Here is a 19,180-nt window from a genome sequence, read left to right as displayed (position 1 = left end):
AGGGACCGCAGTGCGACTACGCTAGCGATATGCCTACCTTACCAATGAAAGGAGATGAGCACCGTTGCTTGCGTCTTTGGACCGTAAAACTACCGTTCCAAAAATACAACAACCTGTCAGGTTTACTTTTCTTTCCACCATTACCCATGCTCATAATCGACCAATCCAGCGAGATTGACCGACCAATGTACTAATGTTTCAGTCAGTCGAGTGTTTGAGACGCACTCCTGAGCTTTCGGATTTGTACCGATAATTTAATAAGGACAATCAAATGAAGAAATCCCTGGTGGCCCTTGCCCTGACGGGTGCATTCGGCAGCGCCTTTGCCCAATCGTCGGTGACCATTTACGGTACGCTGGACGCCGGCATCTCCCGCACGACGCATACGGCCAACGACGCGACGCTGATCGGCAAGCGCGACAACAATAAACTGGGCTTTCGCGGCGTCGAGGACCTGGGCAATGGCCTGAAGGCGCTGTTCCAGCTGGAGATCCGCTACGAACCCGACACCGGCACGCTGGAGAACGTCAGCCGCCCGCTGTTCCAGGGCCAGAGCCGCGTCGGCCTGCAGGGTTCCTTCGGTACCGTGCGCCTGGGCCGCGGCCTGTCGGCATTCCAGGAATCCATCATCGCCTTCGAACCCTGGTCCGGCATCCCGGCCGTGGCCGGCTACCAGACCAACCTGCAGGTGACGGGCTATACCAGCGACCCGCTGGGCCCGGCCGGCAACTCGGCGAACCGCTTCTCCAATGCGCTGTTCTACAACACGCCCGTGATGAACGGTTTCCAGCTGAACGTGACGGTCGCGACCAAGGAGGCCAACGGCAATCCGGTCATCGTGGGCCGTGGCACGGCGGCGGCGCCACAGTATCCGGCCAACTCGGAAGCGTCGGCCAACCCGTATTCGATCAGCGCGACCTACACCAACGGCCCGTTCGCGGCGATGCTGGCGCACGAGCGCAACGGCGTGGAGACCAAGCTGTACTCCGTTGCCGCGTCGTACAAGCCGACCACCGCGCTGAAGCTGATGGCGTCCTACCAGAAGCAGGACCAGAGCCACACGATGCTGATCAATCCGGACACGGATGCGTGGATCGTGGGCGCCAACTACACGGTCGGGCCGGGCAAGTGGCTGATCGGCTACGGCCAGAAGACGCCCGATGGCGTGCTGAAGACGAAGCAGGCCTCCGTCGGCTACGAACACAGCCTGTCGCCGCGCACCTACCTGTACGTCGACCTGTCGCAGAAGAAGACGCCGTTCACGCCGGCCGCGCGCAACGACGTGGAGCAGAATCACTACGCACTGGGCATCCACCACAACTTCTGATGTCCCGCCGTGCCGAAAAAGACGCCTGCGGGCGTCTTTTTTGTTGCCTCTCGGGTAAAATGTGGCCTGGCTTTATCCGATGTGACAACAATGACCGCTACCCTGGACTCCACCGCCGTCGCCCGCTACCTGGCGGACCATCCCCATTTCTTCGAAGAGCACGCCAACCTGCTGGGGGACGTTCGCCTGTCCAGCCCGCTGACGGGCCGCGCCGTGTCGCTGCAGGAACGGCAGATGGAAGTGATGCGTGAGAAGTACAAGACGCTGGAGCTGCGCCTGGCGGAACTGAACCGCAACGCCCAGGAAAACCAGGCCATCGCCAACCGTTTCCACAGCTGGAACCAGTCGCTGCTGCGCGAGCACGACGTCGCCGGCATGCCCCGCGCCGTCACTGAAGGCTTGAAGACGAGTTTCAACGTGCCGGCCGCCACGCTGCGCCTGTTCAACGTCGCGCCGCAATACCAGGACGAGTGGTTTGCCGCCGGCGTGTCCGAGGATGCCCGCCTGTTCGCCAACGGCCTGCAGGCGCCCTACTGCGGCAGCAACAACGATTTCGAGGCCGTGCGCTGGCTGGACGACCCAGCGTCCATCAAGTCGGCCGTAATCGTGGCGCTGCGCGCTCCCGGCACCAAGGGTTCTGCCTTCGGCCTGCTGATCATGGGCTCGCCCGACGCGGAACGCTTCACGTCGCTGATGGCCACCGATTTCCTCGTGCACATCGGCGAAACGGCCAGCGTCGCGCTGGCCCCGCTGCTGGCCTGACATGACGGACGCGGCCGGCAGCCGGACGGCCGCCTGGCTCGTCCACCTGGCCACGCAGCGCAAGCTGTCGCCCCATACCTTGGCCGCCTACGGCCGCGACCTTGCCGAACTGGCGCGCCTGACCGACGGCCGCGACTGGGCCGCCATCGGCAGTGCCGATATCCGCCGCTGCGCTGCCAGACTCCATGCTGCCGGGCAGGACGGCCGCACCATCGCCCGCAAGCTGTCGGCCTGGCGCGGTTTCTTCGAATGGCTGGCCGAGCACGTCGACCTGCCTGCCAATCCCGTCGAGGGCGTGCGTGCGCCGAAACGCGCGAAGTCCCTGCCCAAGGCCTTGTCCGTCGACGATGCCGTGCAACTGGTCGCCACGCCGGCCCGCAAGGCCGCCGCCGCCCCCACGCCTGCCGAGCTGTGCAACACGGCCATGTTCGAGCTGCTGTATTCCAGCGGCCTGCGCGTCTCCGAACTGTGCAGCCTGGATGCGCACTATCGCAAGGGCGACGGCAGCGCACCCGCGTCGGCCGGCTGGCTGGAGCGCGACAACGGCGAAGTGATCGTTACCGGGAAGGGCAGCAAGATGCGGAGCGTGCCGGTCGGCGGCGCGGCCCTGGCCGCCATCGCGGCGTGGCTGCAGGTGCGCCCGGCACCCGCCGACGGCAGCGCCGCGCTGTTCCTGTCCGAACGGGGCACCCGCATATCGCCGCGCGTCGTGCAGACGCGGCTGAAAGCCCATGCGCTGGCGACGGGTGCACCCATGCACGTGAATCCGCACATGCTGCGCCACTCGTTCGCGTCGCACGTGCTGCAGTCGTCCGGCGACCTGCGCGCCGTGCAGGAAATGCTGGGCCATGCCAGCATCACGTCCACCCAGGTGTACACGGCGCTCGATTTCCAGCACCTGGCGCAGGTGTACGACAAGGCCCATCCGCGCGCCAGGTAGATTGCCGCGCCCCCCGATCCGGATCAAAATCGGGGTTGGACAGCAATATTGAAATTCCGGCATAATCGTCCGATTCTGTTACCGGTATTTGCCATGTCATTGATCCCGACCACCATTCTCACCGGCTTCCTGGGCGCCGGCAAAACCACGTTGCTCAATCGCATCTTGCGCGAGCAGCACGGCATGCGCATCGCCGTCATCGAGAACGAATTCGGCCAGGAAAACATCGACAACGAAATCCTCGTGCAGGAAAGCCGCGAGCAGATCGTCGAGATGAACAACGGCTGCATCTGCTGCACCGTGCGCGGCGACCTGATCATCGGCCTGTCCGACCTGGCGAAGAAGCGCGCGGCCGGCGAGATCGCGTTCGACCGCGTCGTCATCGAAACGACCGGCCTGGCCAATCCGGGTCCGGTGGCGCAGACCTTCTTCATCGACGAGGAAGTGGGCAGCAACTACTTGCTCGATGCCATCGTCACCGTCGTGGATGCCCGCCATGCCATGCAGCAACTGGACGACAACGAGGAAGCGCAGCGCCAGGTGGGCTTTGCCGACAAGATCCTGCTGTCGAAGACCGACCTGGTCGACGACGAAGCCGTCGCCGCGTTGACGGCACGCCTGAAGCGCATCAACCCGCGCGCGCCGATCGGCCGTTCCGACTTCGGCAACGCGCCGATCACGGAAGTGCTGGACCTGAAGGGCTTCAACCTGAACGAAAAGCTGGAGCTCGATCCCGACTTCCTGGCAGCCGAGGAACACGATCATGCGCATCACGAACATGCGCACGACCATGAGCACGAGCACGGCGAACACTGCAATCATCCCTCGCACGCGCACGACCACCACAATGCCCACCATACCGACGAGATCGCGGCATTCGTGTTCAAGTGCGAGCGCCCGTTCGACTCCGCCAAGCTGGACGAATTCCTTGGCGGGCTCGTCAATGTGTATGGGCCTCGCATGTTGCGCTACAAAGGCGTATTGTGGATGCAGGGCGCCGAGCGCAAGGTGGTGTTCCAGGGTGTGCACCAGTTGATGGGCAGCGATCTGGGCGCCAAATGGGGCGAAAACGACGTTCGCGGCAGCAAAATGGTGTTTATCGGTAAAAATCTGCCAAAAGACATCTTTGTTCGCGGCCTGGAACAATGTTTGGTATAAACTAACCCGGTTTTTGTGGGGCCGAGCCAGGTCCAGGCCGCCACGGCCGACCGGCTGGATTTGAAAACTCTGTCGTATCGAAGGTAAGCGAAGTCATGACCAAAACAAATAAATCGACCCCCGCGGCTGCAGAAGCTCCATTGCTCACCGAAGAAGAAATTCTCGCGATGGGCGAGAAGGACTACATGAACCCGGCACAGATGGCCTTCTTCAAGGCGCGCCTCCAGGCGCTGGAGAAAGAGCTGCTGAAAAACGCGGGCGAGACCACGGAGCACCTGCGCGAAACCGTGCTGGTACCCGATCCCGCCGACCGCGCCACGATCGAGGAAGAGCACGCGCTGGAACTGCGCACGCGCGACCGCGAGCGCAAGCTGCTGAAGAAGGTGCAGCAGTCGCTCGTCGCCATCGAAAACGGCGAATACGGCTGGTGCGAGGAAACCGGCGAGCCGATCGGCATTCCCCGCCTGATCGCGCGCCCGACGGCCACGCTGTCGCTGGAGGCGCAGCAGCGCCGCGAGCTGAAGCAGAAGCTGTACGGCGACTGATTCCCGCCACCGACAAGAAAAGCATGCCGCGGCATGCTTTTTTTGTGCCCGCTACAATCGCGGAAGACATCAGCATCGGATCACGCATGGGACTACTGTCGCGCTTCAGGAAAGCCAGGCCGGACGATATCGTCGATGAAGACGAGGTGCTCGCCCGCCTGTCCGCCAACAGCGAGCTGCAGCGGCAGCGGGTGCAAGCCGACCTGCAGCGCGACATCGCCCGCGCCACGGCCCTGAAGATCGACGCCATCGAAGCCGCCATGGCCGCCGACATGTTCGACGATCCGGAACCCGCGTTTCGCCGCCCGCCGCGTCCGGCCCCCACGCCGGACCGCCAGGACGGCAACACGCTGCCGCTGCTGGATGGCGCAGTCACGGAACTGCTGGGCGAGGACGAAACCCCGGCCGAGGCGGCGGCAGCCGAGCGCGCGCCAGTGGTCGAGGAAGCGGCCCTGCTGTATGCCGGCGGGGACCATGATGCCGCCCGCCAGTTGCTCTCTGCCGCCGTGGCGGACGACGCCCACCCGGCAGGCCGGCGCGACCGTACCGCGTGGTGGATGCTGTTCGACCTCTACCACGTGCTGGGGGAACAGGAAGCCTTCGACGACCTGGCCATCGATTACGCCAGCACGTTTGAAACCTCGCCGCCCACATGGCAACCGCCACCGACCGGCAACGGCGACAGCTACAGCGGCGTGGCCCCTACCGTGCAGTTCAGCGGCGTACTGGACGAGCGCGTCCTGCCCCAGGCCGAGCGGCTGCGCGCGGCCGCGACGGCGCCGGTACTGCGGGTGGACTTCAGCCGTGTGCAGGCCGTCACTCCGGCCGGCTGTCCTGCCCTGCTCGAGGCGCTGCGCGCCGTGGCGCCGCAGCGCGAACTGCTGCTGGCCGGCGCCGAGGAACTGGTCGGCCAGCTGCGCGCCTTACTGGACGTCGGCCGGCGCGATGAAGGCGAGGCCCCGTGGCTGCTGCTGCTTGAACTGCTGCGCCTGCTGAACCGCGAAAAGGCGTTCGAGGAAACGGCAATGGATTATTGCGTGACGTTCGAGATGTCGCCGCCGGCCTTTGTCGCACCGGGCAATGTGGCCAGCACGCCACGCCAGGCCAGCGCGCCGCCGACGGATCGCTACATGCTGCCGCAAGTCATCGAAGGCGACACGGCACCTTTACTGGCGGCGATTCGCGCCTATGCTGGACAGGGTACGGCACTGGTGTTCGACTGTTCGCACCTGCTGCGCGTCGACTTCGCTGGCGGCAACCAGTTGCTGGCCTGCCTGCGTGTGCTGGCTGCGGAAAACGGTCCGCGCAGGATCGAGCTGCGCGAGCTGAACCACCTGGTGGCGGCAGTGCTGCGGCTGCTGGGATTTGCCGACGTGGCACGGCTGTTTCCGCACCGCTACTGACTGCCGGGCGTCTCTGCTGCTGGCTTGCAATTTCGTCGTCCAGCCCCATTTTTGCCGCTGGACGACGATTCGCGTCATTTCTTTTGAGGCATTTATGGAACAATTTCACGGTACCACGATCCTGTCCGTCCGCCGGGGCAAGCAGGTGGCGCTGGGCGGCGATGGCCAGGTAACGCTGGGCAATATCGTCATGAAGGGCACGGCGCGCAAGGTTCGCAAGCTGTACCAGGGCAAAGTGCTGTGCGGTTTCGCGGGCGGTACCGCTGACGCGTTTACCTTGCTGGACCGCTTCGAGGCCAAGCTGGAGAAGCACCAGGGCAACCTGCTGCGCGCCTCCGTCGAGATGGCGAAGGACTGGCGCACCGACCGCGTGCTGCGCCGACTGGAAGCGATGCTGCTGGTGGCCGATGCGGAATCGACCTTGATCATCACGGGCAACGGCGATGTGCTGGAGCCGGAAGACGGCATCGGGGCGATCGGCTCGGGCGGCGTGTATGCCCAGTCGGCCGCCAAGGCGCTGTTCGAGAACACGGAACTGGCACCGGCCGACATCGTCAAGAAGTCGCTGACGATCGCCGGCGAGCTGTGCATCTACACCAACCTCTCCCACATCATCGAAACCCTGGACTGAGACGACAATGACCCATATGAACATGACGCCGCAGGAAATCGTCGGTGAACTCGACAAGCACGTCGTCGGCCAGGGCAAGGCCAAGCGCGCCGTTGCCATCGCGCTGCGCAACCGCTGGCGCCGCCAGCAGGTGGAGGAACCGCTGCGCCACGAGATCACGCCGAAGAACATCCTGATGATCGGTCCCACGGGCGTCGGCAAGACCGAGATCGCCCGCCGCCTGGCCAAGCTGGCCGATGCGCCGTTCATCAAGATCGAAGCCACCAAGTTCACCGAGGTGGGCTACGTGGGCCGCGACGTCGACACCATCATCCGCGACCTGATCGACATCGGCGTCAAGCAGACCCGCCAGGCCGAGATGGCCAAGGTGCGGCTGCGGGCCGAGGATGCGGCGGAAGACCGCGTGCTGGACATCCTGCTGCCGCCGCCGCGCGACTTCGGCTTCCGCGATGCGTCGTCCGAACCGTCGGCCGCCGACGGTACCCGCCAGACGTTCCGCAAGCGCCTGCGCATGGGCGAACTGGACGACAAGGAAATCGAGATCGAACTGGCCGAGCCGTCGCCGCAGATGGAAATCATGGCGCCGCCCGGCATGGAAGAGATGACGGAGCAGATCAAGTCGATGTTCTCCGGCGTGGGCGGCGGGCGCAAGAAGGCCCGCAAGGTCAAGATCCGCGAGGCGCTGAAGCTGCTGGTGGACGAGGAAGCCGCGAAGCTCGTCAACGAGGACGAGATGAAGCAGAAGGCCATCCAGAACGTGGAGCAGAACGGCATCGTGTTCCTGGACGAGATCGACAAGATCGCGTCGCGCTCGGAGACGGGCAACGCCGACGTCTCGCGCGCCGGCGTGCAGCGCGACCTGCTGCCGCTGGTCGAGGGCACGACCGTCAACACGAAGTACGGCATGATCAAGACGGACCACATCCTGTTCATCGCTTCCGGCGCGTTCCACCTGGCCAAGCCGTCCGACCTGATTCCCGAGCTGCAGGGCCGCTTCCCCATCCGCGTCGAGCTGGAGTCGCTGTCGATCGCCGACTTCGAGCGCATCCTGACCAGCACGGACGCGTGCCTGACGCGCCAGTACGAAGCGCTGCTGGCGACCGAAGGGCTGACCTTGCAGTTCGACGCGAGCGGCATCACGCGCCTGGCCGAAATCGCGTTCCAGGTCAACGAGCGCACGGAAAACATCGGCGCGCGCCGGCTGTACACGGTGATGGAAAAGCTGCTGGAGGAGATCTCGTTCGACGCGGCCGACCGCCAGGAAAAGACCATCGTCATCGACGCGGCCTACGTCAACCAGCGGCTCGATGCGCTGGCCGTCAACGAAGACCTGTCGCGCTACGTACTGTAAGGAAGGAGGCGCCTGCGATGGCAAACAAGGCACTGGCAACCCGGCAGAAGATGCGCATCCGCGTCGAGCCATCGCAAGGCGCGCCGCGCAACCCGTTCGCGGCGCTGGCCAAGGCACGCGCCGCCGGCCCGCACGAGCGCAGCAAGTCCGCCGAGCGGCAGGCCGCGAAGCGGGCGCTTGCCAAGGCCAAGCTGAAGCCGGACCCGGAGGAGCAGGCGCCTGACTTGTAAAGGGTCTGTCCCCGCATGGGGACAGACCCTGAAGTTCGTTTCAAACTCCAGGAAATGCCGTCAAACTTCGGGATCAGTCCCTGATGCCGCTAAGTTAAGGCCTTTTTGTGCGTGCAAAGAACAGACGCTCGCTTGGGGTCTGTCCCGTTTTTTGGGCGGTCCGGCGATCCGGCTGACCCCGGTTTTTATCGCACGATTTGCATGGTTCCGCGATAAAAACCAGGGTCAGTCCCCTGCGGGACAGACCCCATTCTTATTGTCCCGTGGCGGTACGCTGCGCCGGCGCCGACTGCACCGGTGCCACCTGGCCCGGCGGCCCCACGGGCGTGCCAGGCGGTGGCGCGACCATCGGCGTGGCCGATGGCGCCTGCACTGGCTGCACCGGTTGCGCCATCTGCCCCTGCGGCTGGGCCGCCTGGCTGCCGGGTATCGGCTGCGGCGGTGCCGCACCCCGGTTGACGTCCGGCAGCGGCGCGGCGGTCGTCATCGACACGCCCGTGTCTGCCGGCAGCTCAAGGCGCTTCTGCACCCCGCCTTCGGACAGCGTCACGTAGCGCGGCTGGACGTCCTTCACCAGCACGCCCGGCGCCAGCTCGGCGCCGACCGGGTACGCCTGCGGCGCCTCGTTGTTGGCCGCGATGATCGCCACGCTGCGCTGGCCATTGCGGGCCGCGACGACGCCGCGCAGCTGGTACGTGCTGACGGCGGCAACGGCCGTCTCGCCGCCGAACAGGCCGCGCGCCGTATCGATCAGTGCGGGTGGCGTTTCCAGCACCGGCACGGCCGCGATGGGACGCTGCGCCGGCTTGTACAGTTGCAGGCCCCAGTAGGCCACGGAAGCCGTCAGCGCCACGACGGCGGCGACGGATGCTACGAAAGGCAAACGGTTCATACGGGTTCCATCTTCAGCGCACCAGCTGATTGATTTCGATAATCGGCATCAGCACGGCCAGCACGATCAGCAGCACCACCACGCCCATCGCCAGGATCAGCGCGGGTTCGAGCAGGCCGGCGATCGTCAGCGTGCGCCGTTCCAGGTCCGCTTCCTGCGCGGCGGCCGCGCGTTCGAGCATCGCGGGCAGCTCGCCCGTGATCTCGCCGGCGCGGATCATGTGGATCAGCATCGGCGGGAAGTGCTTCTGCGCCGACAGCGCGCGGGCCAGGCTGACGCCCTCGCGCACCGCGTCGCTGGCTTCCTCCACCAGCTGGCGCATCGCCACGTTCGACAGCGTGTCGCGGCTCGTCTCCAGCGCGCGCAGGATCGGCACGCCGGAGCCCGTCGTGATGGCCAGCGTGCTGGCAAAGCGCGACGTGTTCAGGCTGCGCTCGAACTTGCCGTACAGCGGCGCCGTCAGCAGCCACGTATGCCAGCGCGTCTTCAGCGCGATGTTCTGCAGTGCCTTGCGCCACATGACCCAGGCCCCGACCAGCAGCACCGCCAGGAAGATGCCGTAATGCCGCACGAAATCGGACACCGCCAGCATGATCACCGTCAGCAGCGGCAGCTTCTGCTTGGTGTTGGCGAACACCGAGACGATCTGCGGCACCACGTACGTCAGCAGGAAGATGACGATGGCGAAGGCGACCACCGTGACGATGGCCGGATAGGTGAACGCCAGCTTGACCTTCTGCACCAGCGCGTTGCGCCGCTCGATGTAGTCGGCCAGGCGCGACAGCACGCGCGAGAGCTGGCCGATCTGCTCGCCGGAAGCCACCAGCGCGCGGTAGATCTCGGCGAAGTCGCGCGGATGGCGGCCCAGCACGTCCGACAGCGCCGCGCCACCGATGACCTCCGAGCGGATCGACGCGATCAGGTCGCGCACGTACGGCCGTTCGGCCTGTTCCAGCAGCGCGGTAAAGGCCTGCTCCAGCGGCAGGCCCGCTTCCAGCAGGCTGGCCATCTGACGCGTAAACAGCGCCAGCTCGGTGGTCGACAGCTTCTCGCCCAGGCCGCGACGCCTGGTCGCGCCGCTGGCATCGACCTGCGTCGAGATGGCGTCCACCTTGAGCGGCACCAGGCCCTGGCCGCGCAGGTCGGCCCGCGCCGAGCGCGCGCTGTCGGCGTTGACGACGCCCTTCTTGGTGGCGCCGCCCGCGTCGACGGCTTCGTATCGGAATGCCGGCATCAGTCAGTCTCCACCGCGATCAATCCTTCGCCACGCGCAGCAGCTCGGCCAGCGTCGTCGTGCCGTCGGCCAGCCAGCGTTCGCCGTCGTCGCGCATCGTCTTCATGCCGTCGCCCAGCGCCGTCGTGCGGATCTCCGCCTCGGACGAGCGGTCGTGGATCTGCGCGCGGATCCGGTCCGTCGTCTGCAGCAGTTCGTAGATACCGACGCGGCCCTGGTAGCCCGTGTGCCCGCAGGCGTCGCAGCCGACCGCGTGCCACGTGCCGCCTTCGTGCGTCTTGCAGGCGGGGCACAGCTTGCGCACGAGGCGCTGGGCCAGCACGCCCAGCAGCGACGACGACAGCAGGAACGGCTCGATGCCCATGTCCAGGAGACGCGTGACGGCCGATGCGGCGTCGTTGGTGTGCAGCGTGGCCAGTACCAGGTGGCCCGTCAGCGAGGCCTGCACGGCGATCTGCGCCGTTTCCAGGTCGCGGATCTCGCCGATCATGATGACGTCCGGGTCCTGCCGCAGGATCGCCCGCAAGGCTTTCGCGAACGTCATGTCGATGCGGGCGTTGACTTGCGTCTGGCCGACACCGGCCAGGTCGTACTCGATCGGGTCTTCCACCGTCAGGATGTTGGTCGTGGTGGAGTTCAGCAGCGACAGCGCGGCGTACAAGGTCGTCGTCTTGCCCGAGCCGGTCGGCCCCGTCACCAGCACGATGCCGTGCGGCTGCGCCAGCAGGCCGTTGAACTCTTGCAGCATCGGCGCGCTCATGCCCAGGTGGTTCAGGTCGAGGCGGCCCGCTTCCTTGTCCAGCAAACGCAGCACGGCGCGTTCGCCGTGCCCCGTCGGCAGCGTCGAGACCCGCACGTCGACCGGCTTGCCGCCCACGCGCAGCGTGATGCGGCCGTCCTGCGGCAGGCGTTTTTCCGCGATGTCCAGCTGCGCCATGATCTTGATGCGCGAGATCAGCGAGCCGTGGATGGCTTTTCTCGGCTTGACGATGTCGCGCAGCGCGCCGTCGACGCGGAAGCGCACCACGGAAATCTGCTCGAACGGCTCCACGTGGATATCGGAGGCGCCGTCGCGCAGCGCCTGCGTCAACAGCGCGTTGATCATGCGGATGACAGGCGCGTCGTCGGACGATTCCAGCAGGTCCTCGATGGCCGGCACGTCCTGCAGCAGCTTGGTGAGATCGAGGTCGGCGTCGAATTCGTCGGCCACCTGCGACACGTCGCCGCCCGCGCCGGCATAGGCCGACGCGATGGCCGCTTCCAGCTCGGCGCGGGGCATGGCCGTCAGCTGGATGCGGCCGAAGCGGCGCGACACCTCGGCGATCGCGGCCGGCGTCGTCGCGTTCGACACCAGCACCTGCACGGTGTCGTCCCGCTCGCCGCTGCGTGCCAGCACGAGGTAGTCCCGTGCGAAGGCATAGGGCAACAGGTTGTTCATCACTGCTTCCCTGGCTGCGCCGGTACGGGTTCGGCGGCGCCGGGCGCGCGCGCGGGCACTGCGGCGGGGGGCACCGGCCGCGCCAGCGTGCCGTCCGGGCTGGCCGGGCTGCCGTTGACGAGCGGCGGCAGCATCGGATTGCCCAGCTGTTTCACCAGGATCGCCTCGTTCGGCGTCAAGCTGGCGCCGGCCGAACGCATGTAGTCGTAGCGGTCCGTGGCCAGGCTGATGCTCTGCTCCATGTTGCGGATGACGACCGGGCGCAGGAACACCATCAGGTTGGTCTTGGTGCGGCTGCGCTTGTTGTACTTGAACAGGTTGCCCAGCACGGGCAAGCTGGCCAGGCCCGGCACGCGTTCGACGCTGTCGCTGGCCTTGTCCTCGATCAGGCCGCCCAGCACGATGATCTGGCCATCGTCGGCGATGACGTTGTTCTCGATCACGCGCGTGTTCAGGATGATGCCGGCGGTGGTATCGGCGGACGGCGCCACGCTGGACGATTCGTTGTAGATCGCCAGCTTGATCGTGCCGCCCTCGGAAATCTGCGGCTTCACCTTCAGGGTCAGGCCCACGTCCTTGCGGTCGATGGTCTGGAATGGGTTGCTGTTGGTGCCGGAGGTCGTCGTGAACTGGCCCGTCAGGATCGGCACGTTCTGGCCCACGCGGATCGATGCGACCTCGTTGTCCAGCGTGATCATGTTCGGCGTCGACAGCACGTTGCCGTTGGCGTTCGTCTCCAGCAGGTGCGCCAGCGCGCCCAGTCCCAGCTTGCCGTTGGCGAGCTGCTTGAAGATGCCGACCGACAGGCCGTTGCTGGGCGCCGTGCCGTTGTAGATGTTGACCAGGTTGTTGCCGCCGTTGGCGAAGGACTGCAGGCCGCCTACACGGTAGGTGCTGTTGCCGTCGCCGGAAGCGCCGACCCACTGCACGCCGAATTCGGCCGCCTTGTCGGCGTTGACCTCGACGATGAGGGCCTCGATATAGACCTGCGCGCGGCGCACGTCCAGCTGGTCGATGACGGCGCGCAGGTTGCGGTAGATCGCCTCCGGTGCCGTGATGATCAGCGTGTTGGTCGACGCGTCGGCCTGGATGTAGCCGCCGCCGCCCGTCGCGCCGCCGGTGCCGCGGCCGCTGCCGGACGCTGACAGCGCCGGATTCGTCGGCCCCGTCGAGCCACCCGTGCCGGACTGGCCGATGGTGTTGTTGGCGCCCGTCTGCATCGTGGCCTGGTTGTTGCCCACCGCGCTGTTGGCGCTGCCGCCCGTGCTGGACGGTGCCTCGCCCGTCGTCACCGCGCGCAGCGTCTCGGCCAGCTTGGTGGCGTCGGCGTTCTTCAGGTAGACCACGTGCACGTTGCCCAGCTCCGTCGTCGGCTGGTCCAGCTTGGCGATCAGCGACTTGGCCAGGTTAGCCCTTGCCACCGACGGCGCGCGCAGGATCAGCGCGTTGGTGCGCGGATCGGCCAGCACCGTGACGCGGCCGCTGTCGGCGCCGCTGCCCGGTTCCATCATCTTGTTGATCATCGCGGCGACGTCGCTGGCGATGCCATGGCGGACGGGGATCACGTCCATGTCCGTATTGGCCGGCGCGTCCAGCGCGGCGACGATCTTGGCCAGCCGCTTCAGGTTGTCCGCATAGTCGGTGATGACGAGCGAGTTGTTGCCCGGGTTGGCATTGATGGTGTTGTTGGTCGAGATCAGCGGGCGCAGCACGCTGACCAGGTTCGCGGCCGATTCGTGCGCCAGGTGGAACACCTGGGTGGCGATCTGGTCGCCCTTCGGCGCGACCTGCCGCCCCACGATCGTCGGCGTGGCCTGCAGCTTCGCTTCCGCTTCCGGCACCACCTTGGCATAGCCGTCGCCGCTGACGATGGCATAACCCTGCAGGCGCAGCGCGGAAGTCAGGAGGGCGAATGCCTGCGACTTGCTGATCGATTTTTCCGACACCAGCGTGATCGTGCCCTTGACGCGTGGATCGATCAGGAACGTGATGTTGGTGTAGTGGCCCACCGCCTTGATGACCGCCTCGATGTCGGCACCGACGAAGTTCAGCGCCGCCGCATCGGCTTCGGCGGCCGGCTGCGGCGCGGCGAAGGCCGGGGCGACGGCGGAGCACAGCATGCAGCACAGCAGCGCCGCGGCACTGACGCGCTTGTGCGCGGGAAGATGGGATTTGCTTGCAAACTGTTTTTTCATTATCTGAACTCTAAAGCGATGATGTTTTTGCCGCCGACCATGCGGCGTTGGCCCAGCAGGTTGAGCAGGTTGCCCAGCGTTTCTTCGTAGCCGTTGGCCGCTTCGGCCTGGCCGGAGAACTGCAGCCGGCCGTTCTGCAACTGGCCCGTGCCGGACAACAGCAACGGTCCCTTGGTGGTACTGAGCGTGACGCCGGCCTGCTGCCCGCGCCAGTCCAGTGCCAATTGGTAGCTGCCCAGCGGCCGGATCGGCGTCAGGCGCGACGACACGTCCTGCATCTGCAGCGTGGTACGGCCGTCCACGGCCACCGTGCGCTCTGCCAGCGCCAGTTGCAGCGACGTCCACGCCAGCTGCAGGCGGCCGGACAGCGCCAGCGTATTGAGCGGCGCGCCCAGGCCGGACAGGCCGTCCGCCGGCAGCAGCAGCGCCGCGGGGCTCAGCTGCCACTGGCGCCAGCTGCCCGTGCAGAGGACGGGTTGCGTCAGCGCCTGCGGGTTGGACAACTCCAGGCGCACGCTGCCCAGCAGCGACAGCGGTGACAGGCGCCACGTGAAGCGGCCCGGCAGCAGCGGCGTAACGGCCCCGCCGGCACTGGCCGCGCCGCCGACGAAGGCCGAGCCGTGCCACAGCGTGCCCTGGGCATCGCCCAAGGTCAGGCGACCGCCGGTCTGCCGCTCCACCAGCACGGCAACCCACGCGGCGGGAAAGAAGACCAGCAAGGTCAGCACGGCCGTGACGACGATGGCCAGCAGCCACAGGATGACACGTTTCATCGGCTGCCCGTGTACTGGCGCAGCGTGACGGTCGCATCGACCATGCCTGCCGTGTCCTGTGCGGTAAAGGTGCCGTCCTGCACCGCGATGCGGTTCTCGCGCCGGGCGTCGTCGAGCCACGTGACCAGGCCGGCGAAGGGCACGCCCTTGAACTCGATCTTGTAGTACTCACCGGTGGCCACGAGGTTCTGCGGGGTCAGCCCGCGACTGGCCAGTACGGCGTTCAGCGCGTCGCGCGTCAGCGCCGCGGCCGGCGCCGGCGGCTGGGCCGACAGCTGCGAAGCCTGCGTGGCCAGTGCCTGCAGCTCGGCCGCTTCCTGGCGCAGCAGCGGCAGCTCGCGGCGCAGTTGGGCGCGGCCCGTCAGCGCGGGATCGATCAGCAGGCCGTAGACGAGGCCCAGCCCCACGACGGCCCCACCCACGGCCAGGAAGCGGCGCTCCTGCTCCGTGCGGGCGCCCCAGAACGCCGCTGCGCCCTCGCGCCAGCCCTTGATCGTATCGGTCAGTTTGCTCATGCTCCTCCTCCCGCGCGCAGTTGCCAGACACCGGCGCCGGCTTCCTTCAATGCCAGCTTGCGCGGCGCCAGCTGCGCCTGCACTTGCGCCAGCGCGCCCGCGTCGACGCTGTCCGGCTTCAGCCGCACGGTCAGCGTGCGCTCGCGGTATTCCAGGCTGGCGACGACGTCGCGGCGCGGCAGCGCCTGCAGCGCCTCGCCCAGCGCGGCAGCCAGCGCGGTGAACTCATCGCCCGCCATCTCGCCGCTGGCCGCCTTGGCGCGCGCGATATTCTTGCGCATCTGCGCGGCCGGGTCGAGGATCACCTTCTCGTTCGGGTAGGCGGCGCGGAAGATCTGCGTCATCGACTGGCGCACGGCATCGGCCTCGCGCTTCATGCGCAGCCATTCCACGTTCAGGCCGACGATATTGACCAGAACCGCCAGCAGCGCGAGGCGCAGCGGCCAGCGCCAGCGGCGCCATTCGCGCGCCCGCGCGCCGCTGGCCGCGCCCAGGCCGGACGCCAGGTCCAGCTGGACGGCCTGCGCGGCCGCGATGCGGTGCACCCAATTGTCCTCTTCCAGCACGATGCCAGGGATGGCGGCCGCCGGCGCTTCGTATTGCGCGCGCTGGGCGGGCGCGACGTACAGCGTGATTGGCGCTTCGCCGGCCAGCGCGCGCAGCGTGTGCAGCGCGCTGTCGGGTTGTGCCGGCAAGGTCAGGCCCATGCCTTCGTACTGCGCCGCGCGCAGGGTCAGTTCCAGTCCCGCTTCGTCGTGCAGCAGCGCGGCCGAGACACCGCCCGGCGCCAGCGGCAGGCACAGTTGGCCCGGCAGCGCGCTGATGCTGCGGGCGCCTTGCGCCACCAGCGCGCGCACCAGCACTTCCAGCCAGGCCCGCTGGACGACGGCAACGGTGCGCTCGGCCACGCCCGGTTGGGCCGGGCCGATGGCCAGCACGCACTCGGCCGGGTCGCCCAGGATCTGTTCCTCGACCAGGTTCGGCAGCGCCGCCTTCAGGCGCGCGCCCGACAGCGGCGGCACGGCCACGCGCAGCAGCGTGACGTCGGCCGCTGCCAGCAGCAGCACGACCTTGCGCGCCGCCGCCACCAGGTCGGCCAGCTTGGACAGCGCGCCGCTGCCCTGCTGCGCCACGTTGCCGCCGTCGCCCACCAGCGCGAAGGCGCAGCTTTGCGCCGCCCCTGCGTCGTTGGCGGCCGCGCGGGCCGGATAGCTGATATAAAGAGTCGTCAAAACCGTTTGCCTTCTTCTTTGTCCTAAAGTTCCCGTATCCATACCGGTGCCGTACGCGAACCCTGGTCATGGGGATCGCGCCGGATCAGCGACCACGTCTCCAGCGCCGCCCGCTCCAGCCGCACCTGGCTCTGCACCAGGAAGTTGTCGCTGCGGTAGGCCACCGGCGCCACCGGCCCGATGCCACCGGCGGACTTCAAGCCATTGGCCTGCGACCACGGCGAGCGCTTGCGCTGCACCACCAGCGACTGCGCTTCCGATACCGACATGGTCTCGAACAGCGCCGCCAGTACTTCGGCCTTGGCGGTATTCGGATTCACCTGCGTCCCCACCGGCAGCACGATGACGAACTCGCGCAACCGCTCCACGGCCTGCTGCGTGACCCCGGCCACCGCCAGCAGGTCCTCGGCCCGGATCATGGCCAGTGGCGTCGCGCTGCCGCTGCCGGCGCCCGTGCCGGTCGTACCGCGCACCGGCGTGCCCACACCCTTGGTGCCGTCGGCCGTTCCGGGTGTGCCAATTACCGTTTCCGTCCCCGTTGCGCCCTGCGGCGCCACCGGCGGCGGCGTGGCCTGGTAGGCCCGCTTCACCGCGTCGGCCACGCCCTGCGCCATCGAGTCGCTCAGCTGCAGGTTGCGCAGCAGCCGCTGGAATACCGCCAGCTGCACTGGATCGACGGTACCGTTGGCACTTGCCAGGTTCGCCAGATTGTAGCGTGCCTGGGCATCGAAAATCTGCCCTGACAGCGTCGCATCGTAGCTTTCGTTATTCTGCCGCTCGCGCTCGAGGTACTGGTCCAGCCTCGTCTCGGCCAGCGGCGTGGCCCAGACACCATCCTCGCGGGTGATGTCGCGGCTGTCGCGCCCTTCCTGCTGCAGGATCAGGCGGGCCCAGTCCAGCGCCCCGCGCAGCACCCAGCGCGTCTGCAGGTGCAGGCGCTGGTTCTCCATCGAGCGGACCTGCACCTGCTGCTGCCAGAACAGGCTGGCGACGATCGTCACGGCCAGGGTGGTCAGCAGCAGGGCTGTCACCACGGCCACGCCGCGCTGGCGCGCGTGACGCAACGGGCGCGCGCTCATACGGCCCCCAGCAGCAGGATCTTCACCAGCGGATTGGGCTGGCCTTGCAGCTGCAGCGACATCTCCAGGCCCTTCATGCCGGCGGCGCCCTGCGCGCCCTGGGGCGCGGTACCCTGCTGCGTCGCGCCGGCATTGTTGGCGGGTGCCCGCCAGTTGCCGTTTTCCCAGATGCGCACGTCCATGCCGGCCACGCCCGACTGCAGCGCCACGCCCGGCACGGGATCGGTGTCGCCCAGCGCCACCTGCCACAGCGAGTCCAGTTGCGTAAGGTCGCGCGTGTTGACCGATTCGCGCCGCGACAGCACGCCGTCGCGCAGGCGGTAGCTGACCACCTGCAGCTGCGACGGCGCGTTTTCGGGGAACACGGTACGGACGAAGATCAGGCGGGCGTTGTCGGCCACGAGGCGCTGGCGCGACCCGAGCAGCTGTGCATCGGCCAGCTGTTCCAGGTCGCTCTGCATCTGCGCGAATGCGAGCTGGATGCCGCGCGCGTGCTCCATCTGCTCGGTCAGCTGGACGCGCGAGCGGACGATGCTGTCCAGCCCGCGCCAGCCCAGCACGGCGACGATGGCCAGCACGGTGATCGCCACCAGCAGCTCGACCAGCGTGAAACCGTCGGAGCGGCGCCCCGTCATTCGCGCAGCACCAGTTGCACCAGCTTGATGATGCGGCGCTCCGGATGGGCGGCATCGAACACGCTGACTTCCACGCGGCGCAGGCGCGGATTGGGCGAGAGCACGACGTTCTCCTCGCAGATCAGCGCCATGTCGCCCTGCGGGCACGCATACGAGGTCTTGCCGACGGCCGGGAACACGCGCGCCAGCCGGATCTCGACGAGGCGGTTCTCGGCGGACCACGTGGCCATCATCGTGCTGCGCAGGCCGTCGCTGTTCTGCGTCAGGCTGCCGATGGCGCGCAGGGAGGCCCCCAGCGCGGTGCCGACGATGACGAGCGCCACCAGCACCTCGAGCAGCGTGAAGCCGGCGTCGGATGTGCGGGGTAGCGCCATCATTCGACCGCGAAGTGACCGATGCCGTCGGCGCGGATCGCCGCGCTGACGTCGCCGCTGGCCAAGGTCAGCACGAACGGCTTGTCCACCGGCTCGCGGCCGAACACGATGCGCAGCGGCGCGCCGGGCAGGTTGGTCGGGGGATCGAGCAGCAGGGTGACGGGGCTGCGCTTGAACTCGCGCTCGCGCAGCATGTCGTCGGCCGGCAGCGCTTCCCACGTGCGCCCATTGCGGACCAGGAAGCGGTAGCTGTTGGCGTTGGCCTCGAAGGCCACGGGACGGTTGCGCACGATGGCCTCGTCGCGCGCCAGTTGCAGCAGCAGCGCGATGCGTTGCGCCTCCTGCTGCATGGCCTGGCGCTGGCTGGGCGCCGCGTTCATGGTGACGAGACCCAAGGTCAGCCCGATGATGACCAGCACCACGAGGAGCTCGATCAGCGTGAAGCCGCGCTGGCGCATCATGGCTG

General features: G+C 67.3%; 20 protein-coding genes. 9 read left to right on the top strand and 11 right to left on the bottom strand.

Annotated elements, in window-relative coordinates:
• Nucleotides 1–271: 271 nt before the first annotated feature.
• From PX653_RS23685 to PX653_RS23645, 9 genes are all read left to right on the top strand, one after another.
• Nucleotides 272–1,327 (top strand): porin, encoded by a 1,056-nt coding sequence (locus PX653_RS23685; protein ID WP_277415133.1) that lies wholly within the window; start codon nt 272–274, stop codon nt 1,325–1,327.
• Between the two features lie 90 nt (nt 1,328–1,417).
• Entirely contained in the window at nt 1,418–2,089 is a 672-nt protein-coding gene (locus PX653_RS23680) for a DUF484 family protein (RefSeq protein ID WP_277415132.1), read from the top strand.
• A gap of 1 nt (nt 2,090) precedes the next feature.
• On the top strand, nt 2,091–3,029 hold the full coding sequence (locus PX653_RS23675; RefSeq protein ID WP_277415131.1) for a tyrosine recombinase XerC: 939 nt from the start codon (nt 2,091–2,093) through the stop codon (nt 3,027–3,029).
• A gap of 93 nt (nt 3,030–3,122) precedes the next feature.
• A complete protein-coding gene (locus PX653_RS23670) occupies nt 3,123–4,187 on the top strand; it encodes a CobW family GTP-binding protein (RefSeq protein ID WP_277415130.1) in 1,065 nt (354 codons plus the stop codon).
• Nucleotides 4,188–4,282: 95 nt separating this feature from the next.
• Nucleotides 4,283–4,732: an RNA polymerase-binding protein DksA gene (dksA, locus tag PX653_RS23665; RefSeq protein ID WP_277415129.1), complete on the top strand. Its 450-nt coding sequence runs from the start codon at nt 4,283–4,285 to the stop codon at nt 4,730–4,732.
• Between the two features lie 86 nt (nt 4,733–4,818).
• A complete protein-coding gene (locus tag PX653_RS23660; RefSeq protein WP_277415128.1) occupies nt 4,819–6,135 on the top strand; it encodes an STAS domain-containing protein in 1,317 nt (438 codons plus the stop codon).
• Between the two features lie 94 nt (nt 6,136–6,229).
• On the top strand, nt 6,230–6,766 hold the full coding sequence (gene hslV / locus PX653_RS23655) for an ATP-dependent protease subunit HslV (RefSeq protein WP_107144197.1): 537 nt from the start codon (nt 6,230–6,232) through the stop codon (nt 6,764–6,766).
• 16 nt (nt 6,767–6,782) lie between these two features.
• Nucleotides 6,783–8,117 (top strand): ATP-dependent protease ATPase subunit HslU, encoded by a 1,335-nt coding sequence (hslU, locus tag PX653_RS23650; protein ID WP_277418649.1) that lies wholly within the window; start codon nt 6,783–6,785, stop codon nt 8,115–8,117.
• 17 nt (nt 8,118–8,134) lie between these two features.
• Nucleotides 8,135–8,347, top strand: a complete 213-nt coding sequence (locus tag PX653_RS23645; RefSeq protein WP_277415127.1) for a hypothetical protein — start codon at nt 8,135–8,137, stop codon at nt 8,345–8,347.
• A 253-nt stretch (nt 8,348–8,600) separates the two neighbouring features.
• Here the strand turns inward: PX653_RS23645 and PX653_RS23640 are convergent, their stop codons facing one another.
• From PX653_RS23640 to gspH, 11 genes are read right to left on the bottom strand one after another with little or no spacing between them, the layout of a single operon-like run.
• Nucleotides 8,601–9,239 (bottom strand): type II secretion system protein N, encoded by a 639-nt coding sequence (locus PX653_RS23640; protein WP_277415126.1) that lies wholly within the window; start codon nt 9,237–9,239, stop codon nt 8,601–8,603.
• A gap of 13 nt (nt 9,240–9,252) precedes the next feature.
• Nucleotides 9,253–10,473, bottom strand: coding sequence for a type II secretion system inner membrane protein GspF (gene gspF, locus PX653_RS23635; RefSeq protein WP_277415125.1), 1,221 nt, complete (start codon nt 10,471–10,473; stop codon nt 9,253–9,255).
• A gap of 19 nt (nt 10,474–10,492) precedes the next feature.
• Nucleotides 10,493–11,911 (bottom strand): type II secretion system ATPase GspE, encoded by a 1,419-nt coding sequence (gene gspE / locus PX653_RS23630; protein ID WP_277415124.1) that lies wholly within the window; start codon nt 11,909–11,911, stop codon nt 10,493–10,495.
• Nucleotides 11,911–14,106 carry a type II secretion system secretin GspD gene (gene gspD / locus PX653_RS23625; protein ID WP_277415123.1) on the bottom strand — a complete coding sequence of 732 codons (2,196 nt, stop codon included), beginning with the start codon at nt 14,104–14,106 and terminating at the stop codon, nt 11,911–11,913. The genes gspE and gspD overlap by 1 nt, the downstream gene beginning before the upstream one ends.
• The gene (gene gspN / locus PX653_RS23620; RefSeq protein ID WP_277415122.1) at nt 14,106–14,879 is read right to left on the bottom strand and encodes a type II secretion system protein N; all 774 of its coding nucleotides are present in this window, start codon (nt 14,877–14,879) and stop codon (nt 14,106–14,108) included. Before gspN ends, gspD begins: the two co-directional genes overlap by 1 nt.
• Entirely contained in the window at nt 14,876–15,394 is a 519-nt protein-coding gene (locus tag PX653_RS23615; RefSeq protein ID WP_277415121.1) for a type II secretion system protein M, read from the bottom strand. The genes gspN and PX653_RS23615 overlap by 4 nt, the downstream gene beginning before the upstream one ends.
• Nucleotides 15,391–16,626 (bottom strand): type II secretion system protein GspL, encoded by a 1,236-nt coding sequence (gene gspL, locus PX653_RS23610; RefSeq protein ID WP_277415120.1) that lies wholly within the window; start codon nt 16,624–16,626, stop codon nt 15,391–15,393. Before gspL ends, PX653_RS23615 begins: the two co-directional genes overlap by 4 nt.
• Before the next feature lie 23 nt (nt 16,627–16,649).
• Complete coding sequence (gspK, locus tag PX653_RS23605) at nt 16,650–17,705, bottom strand: type II secretion system minor pseudopilin GspK (RefSeq protein WP_277415119.1); 1,056 nt, start codon at nt 17,703–17,705, stop codon at nt 16,650–16,652.
• Nucleotides 17,702–18,340, bottom strand: a complete 639-nt coding sequence (locus PX653_RS23600) for a PulJ/GspJ family protein (protein WP_277415118.1) — start codon at nt 18,338–18,340, stop codon at nt 17,702–17,704. Before PX653_RS23600 ends, gspK begins: the two co-directional genes overlap by 4 nt.
• Complete coding sequence (gene gspI / locus PX653_RS23595; protein ID WP_371876377.1) at nt 18,337–18,717, bottom strand: type II secretion system minor pseudopilin GspI; 381 nt, start codon at nt 18,715–18,717, stop codon at nt 18,337–18,339. Before gspI ends, PX653_RS23600 begins: the two co-directional genes overlap by 4 nt.
• Complete coding sequence (gene gspH, locus PX653_RS23590; protein ID WP_107144209.1) at nt 18,714–19,175, bottom strand: type II secretion system minor pseudopilin GspH; 462 nt, start codon at nt 19,173–19,175, stop codon at nt 18,714–18,716. The genes gspI and gspH overlap by 4 nt, the downstream gene beginning before the upstream one ends.
• Nucleotides 19,176–19,180 lie beyond the last annotated feature (5 nt).

The sequence above is a fragment of the Pseudoduganella chitinolytica genome (assembly GCF_029028125.1).
In the GTDB taxonomy this organism is placed as follows: domain Bacteria; phylum Pseudomonadota; class Gammaproteobacteria; order Burkholderiales; family Burkholderiaceae_D; genus Rugamonas; species Rugamonas chitinolytica.
This window is presented reverse-complemented; position numbering and strand designations above follow the sequence as displayed.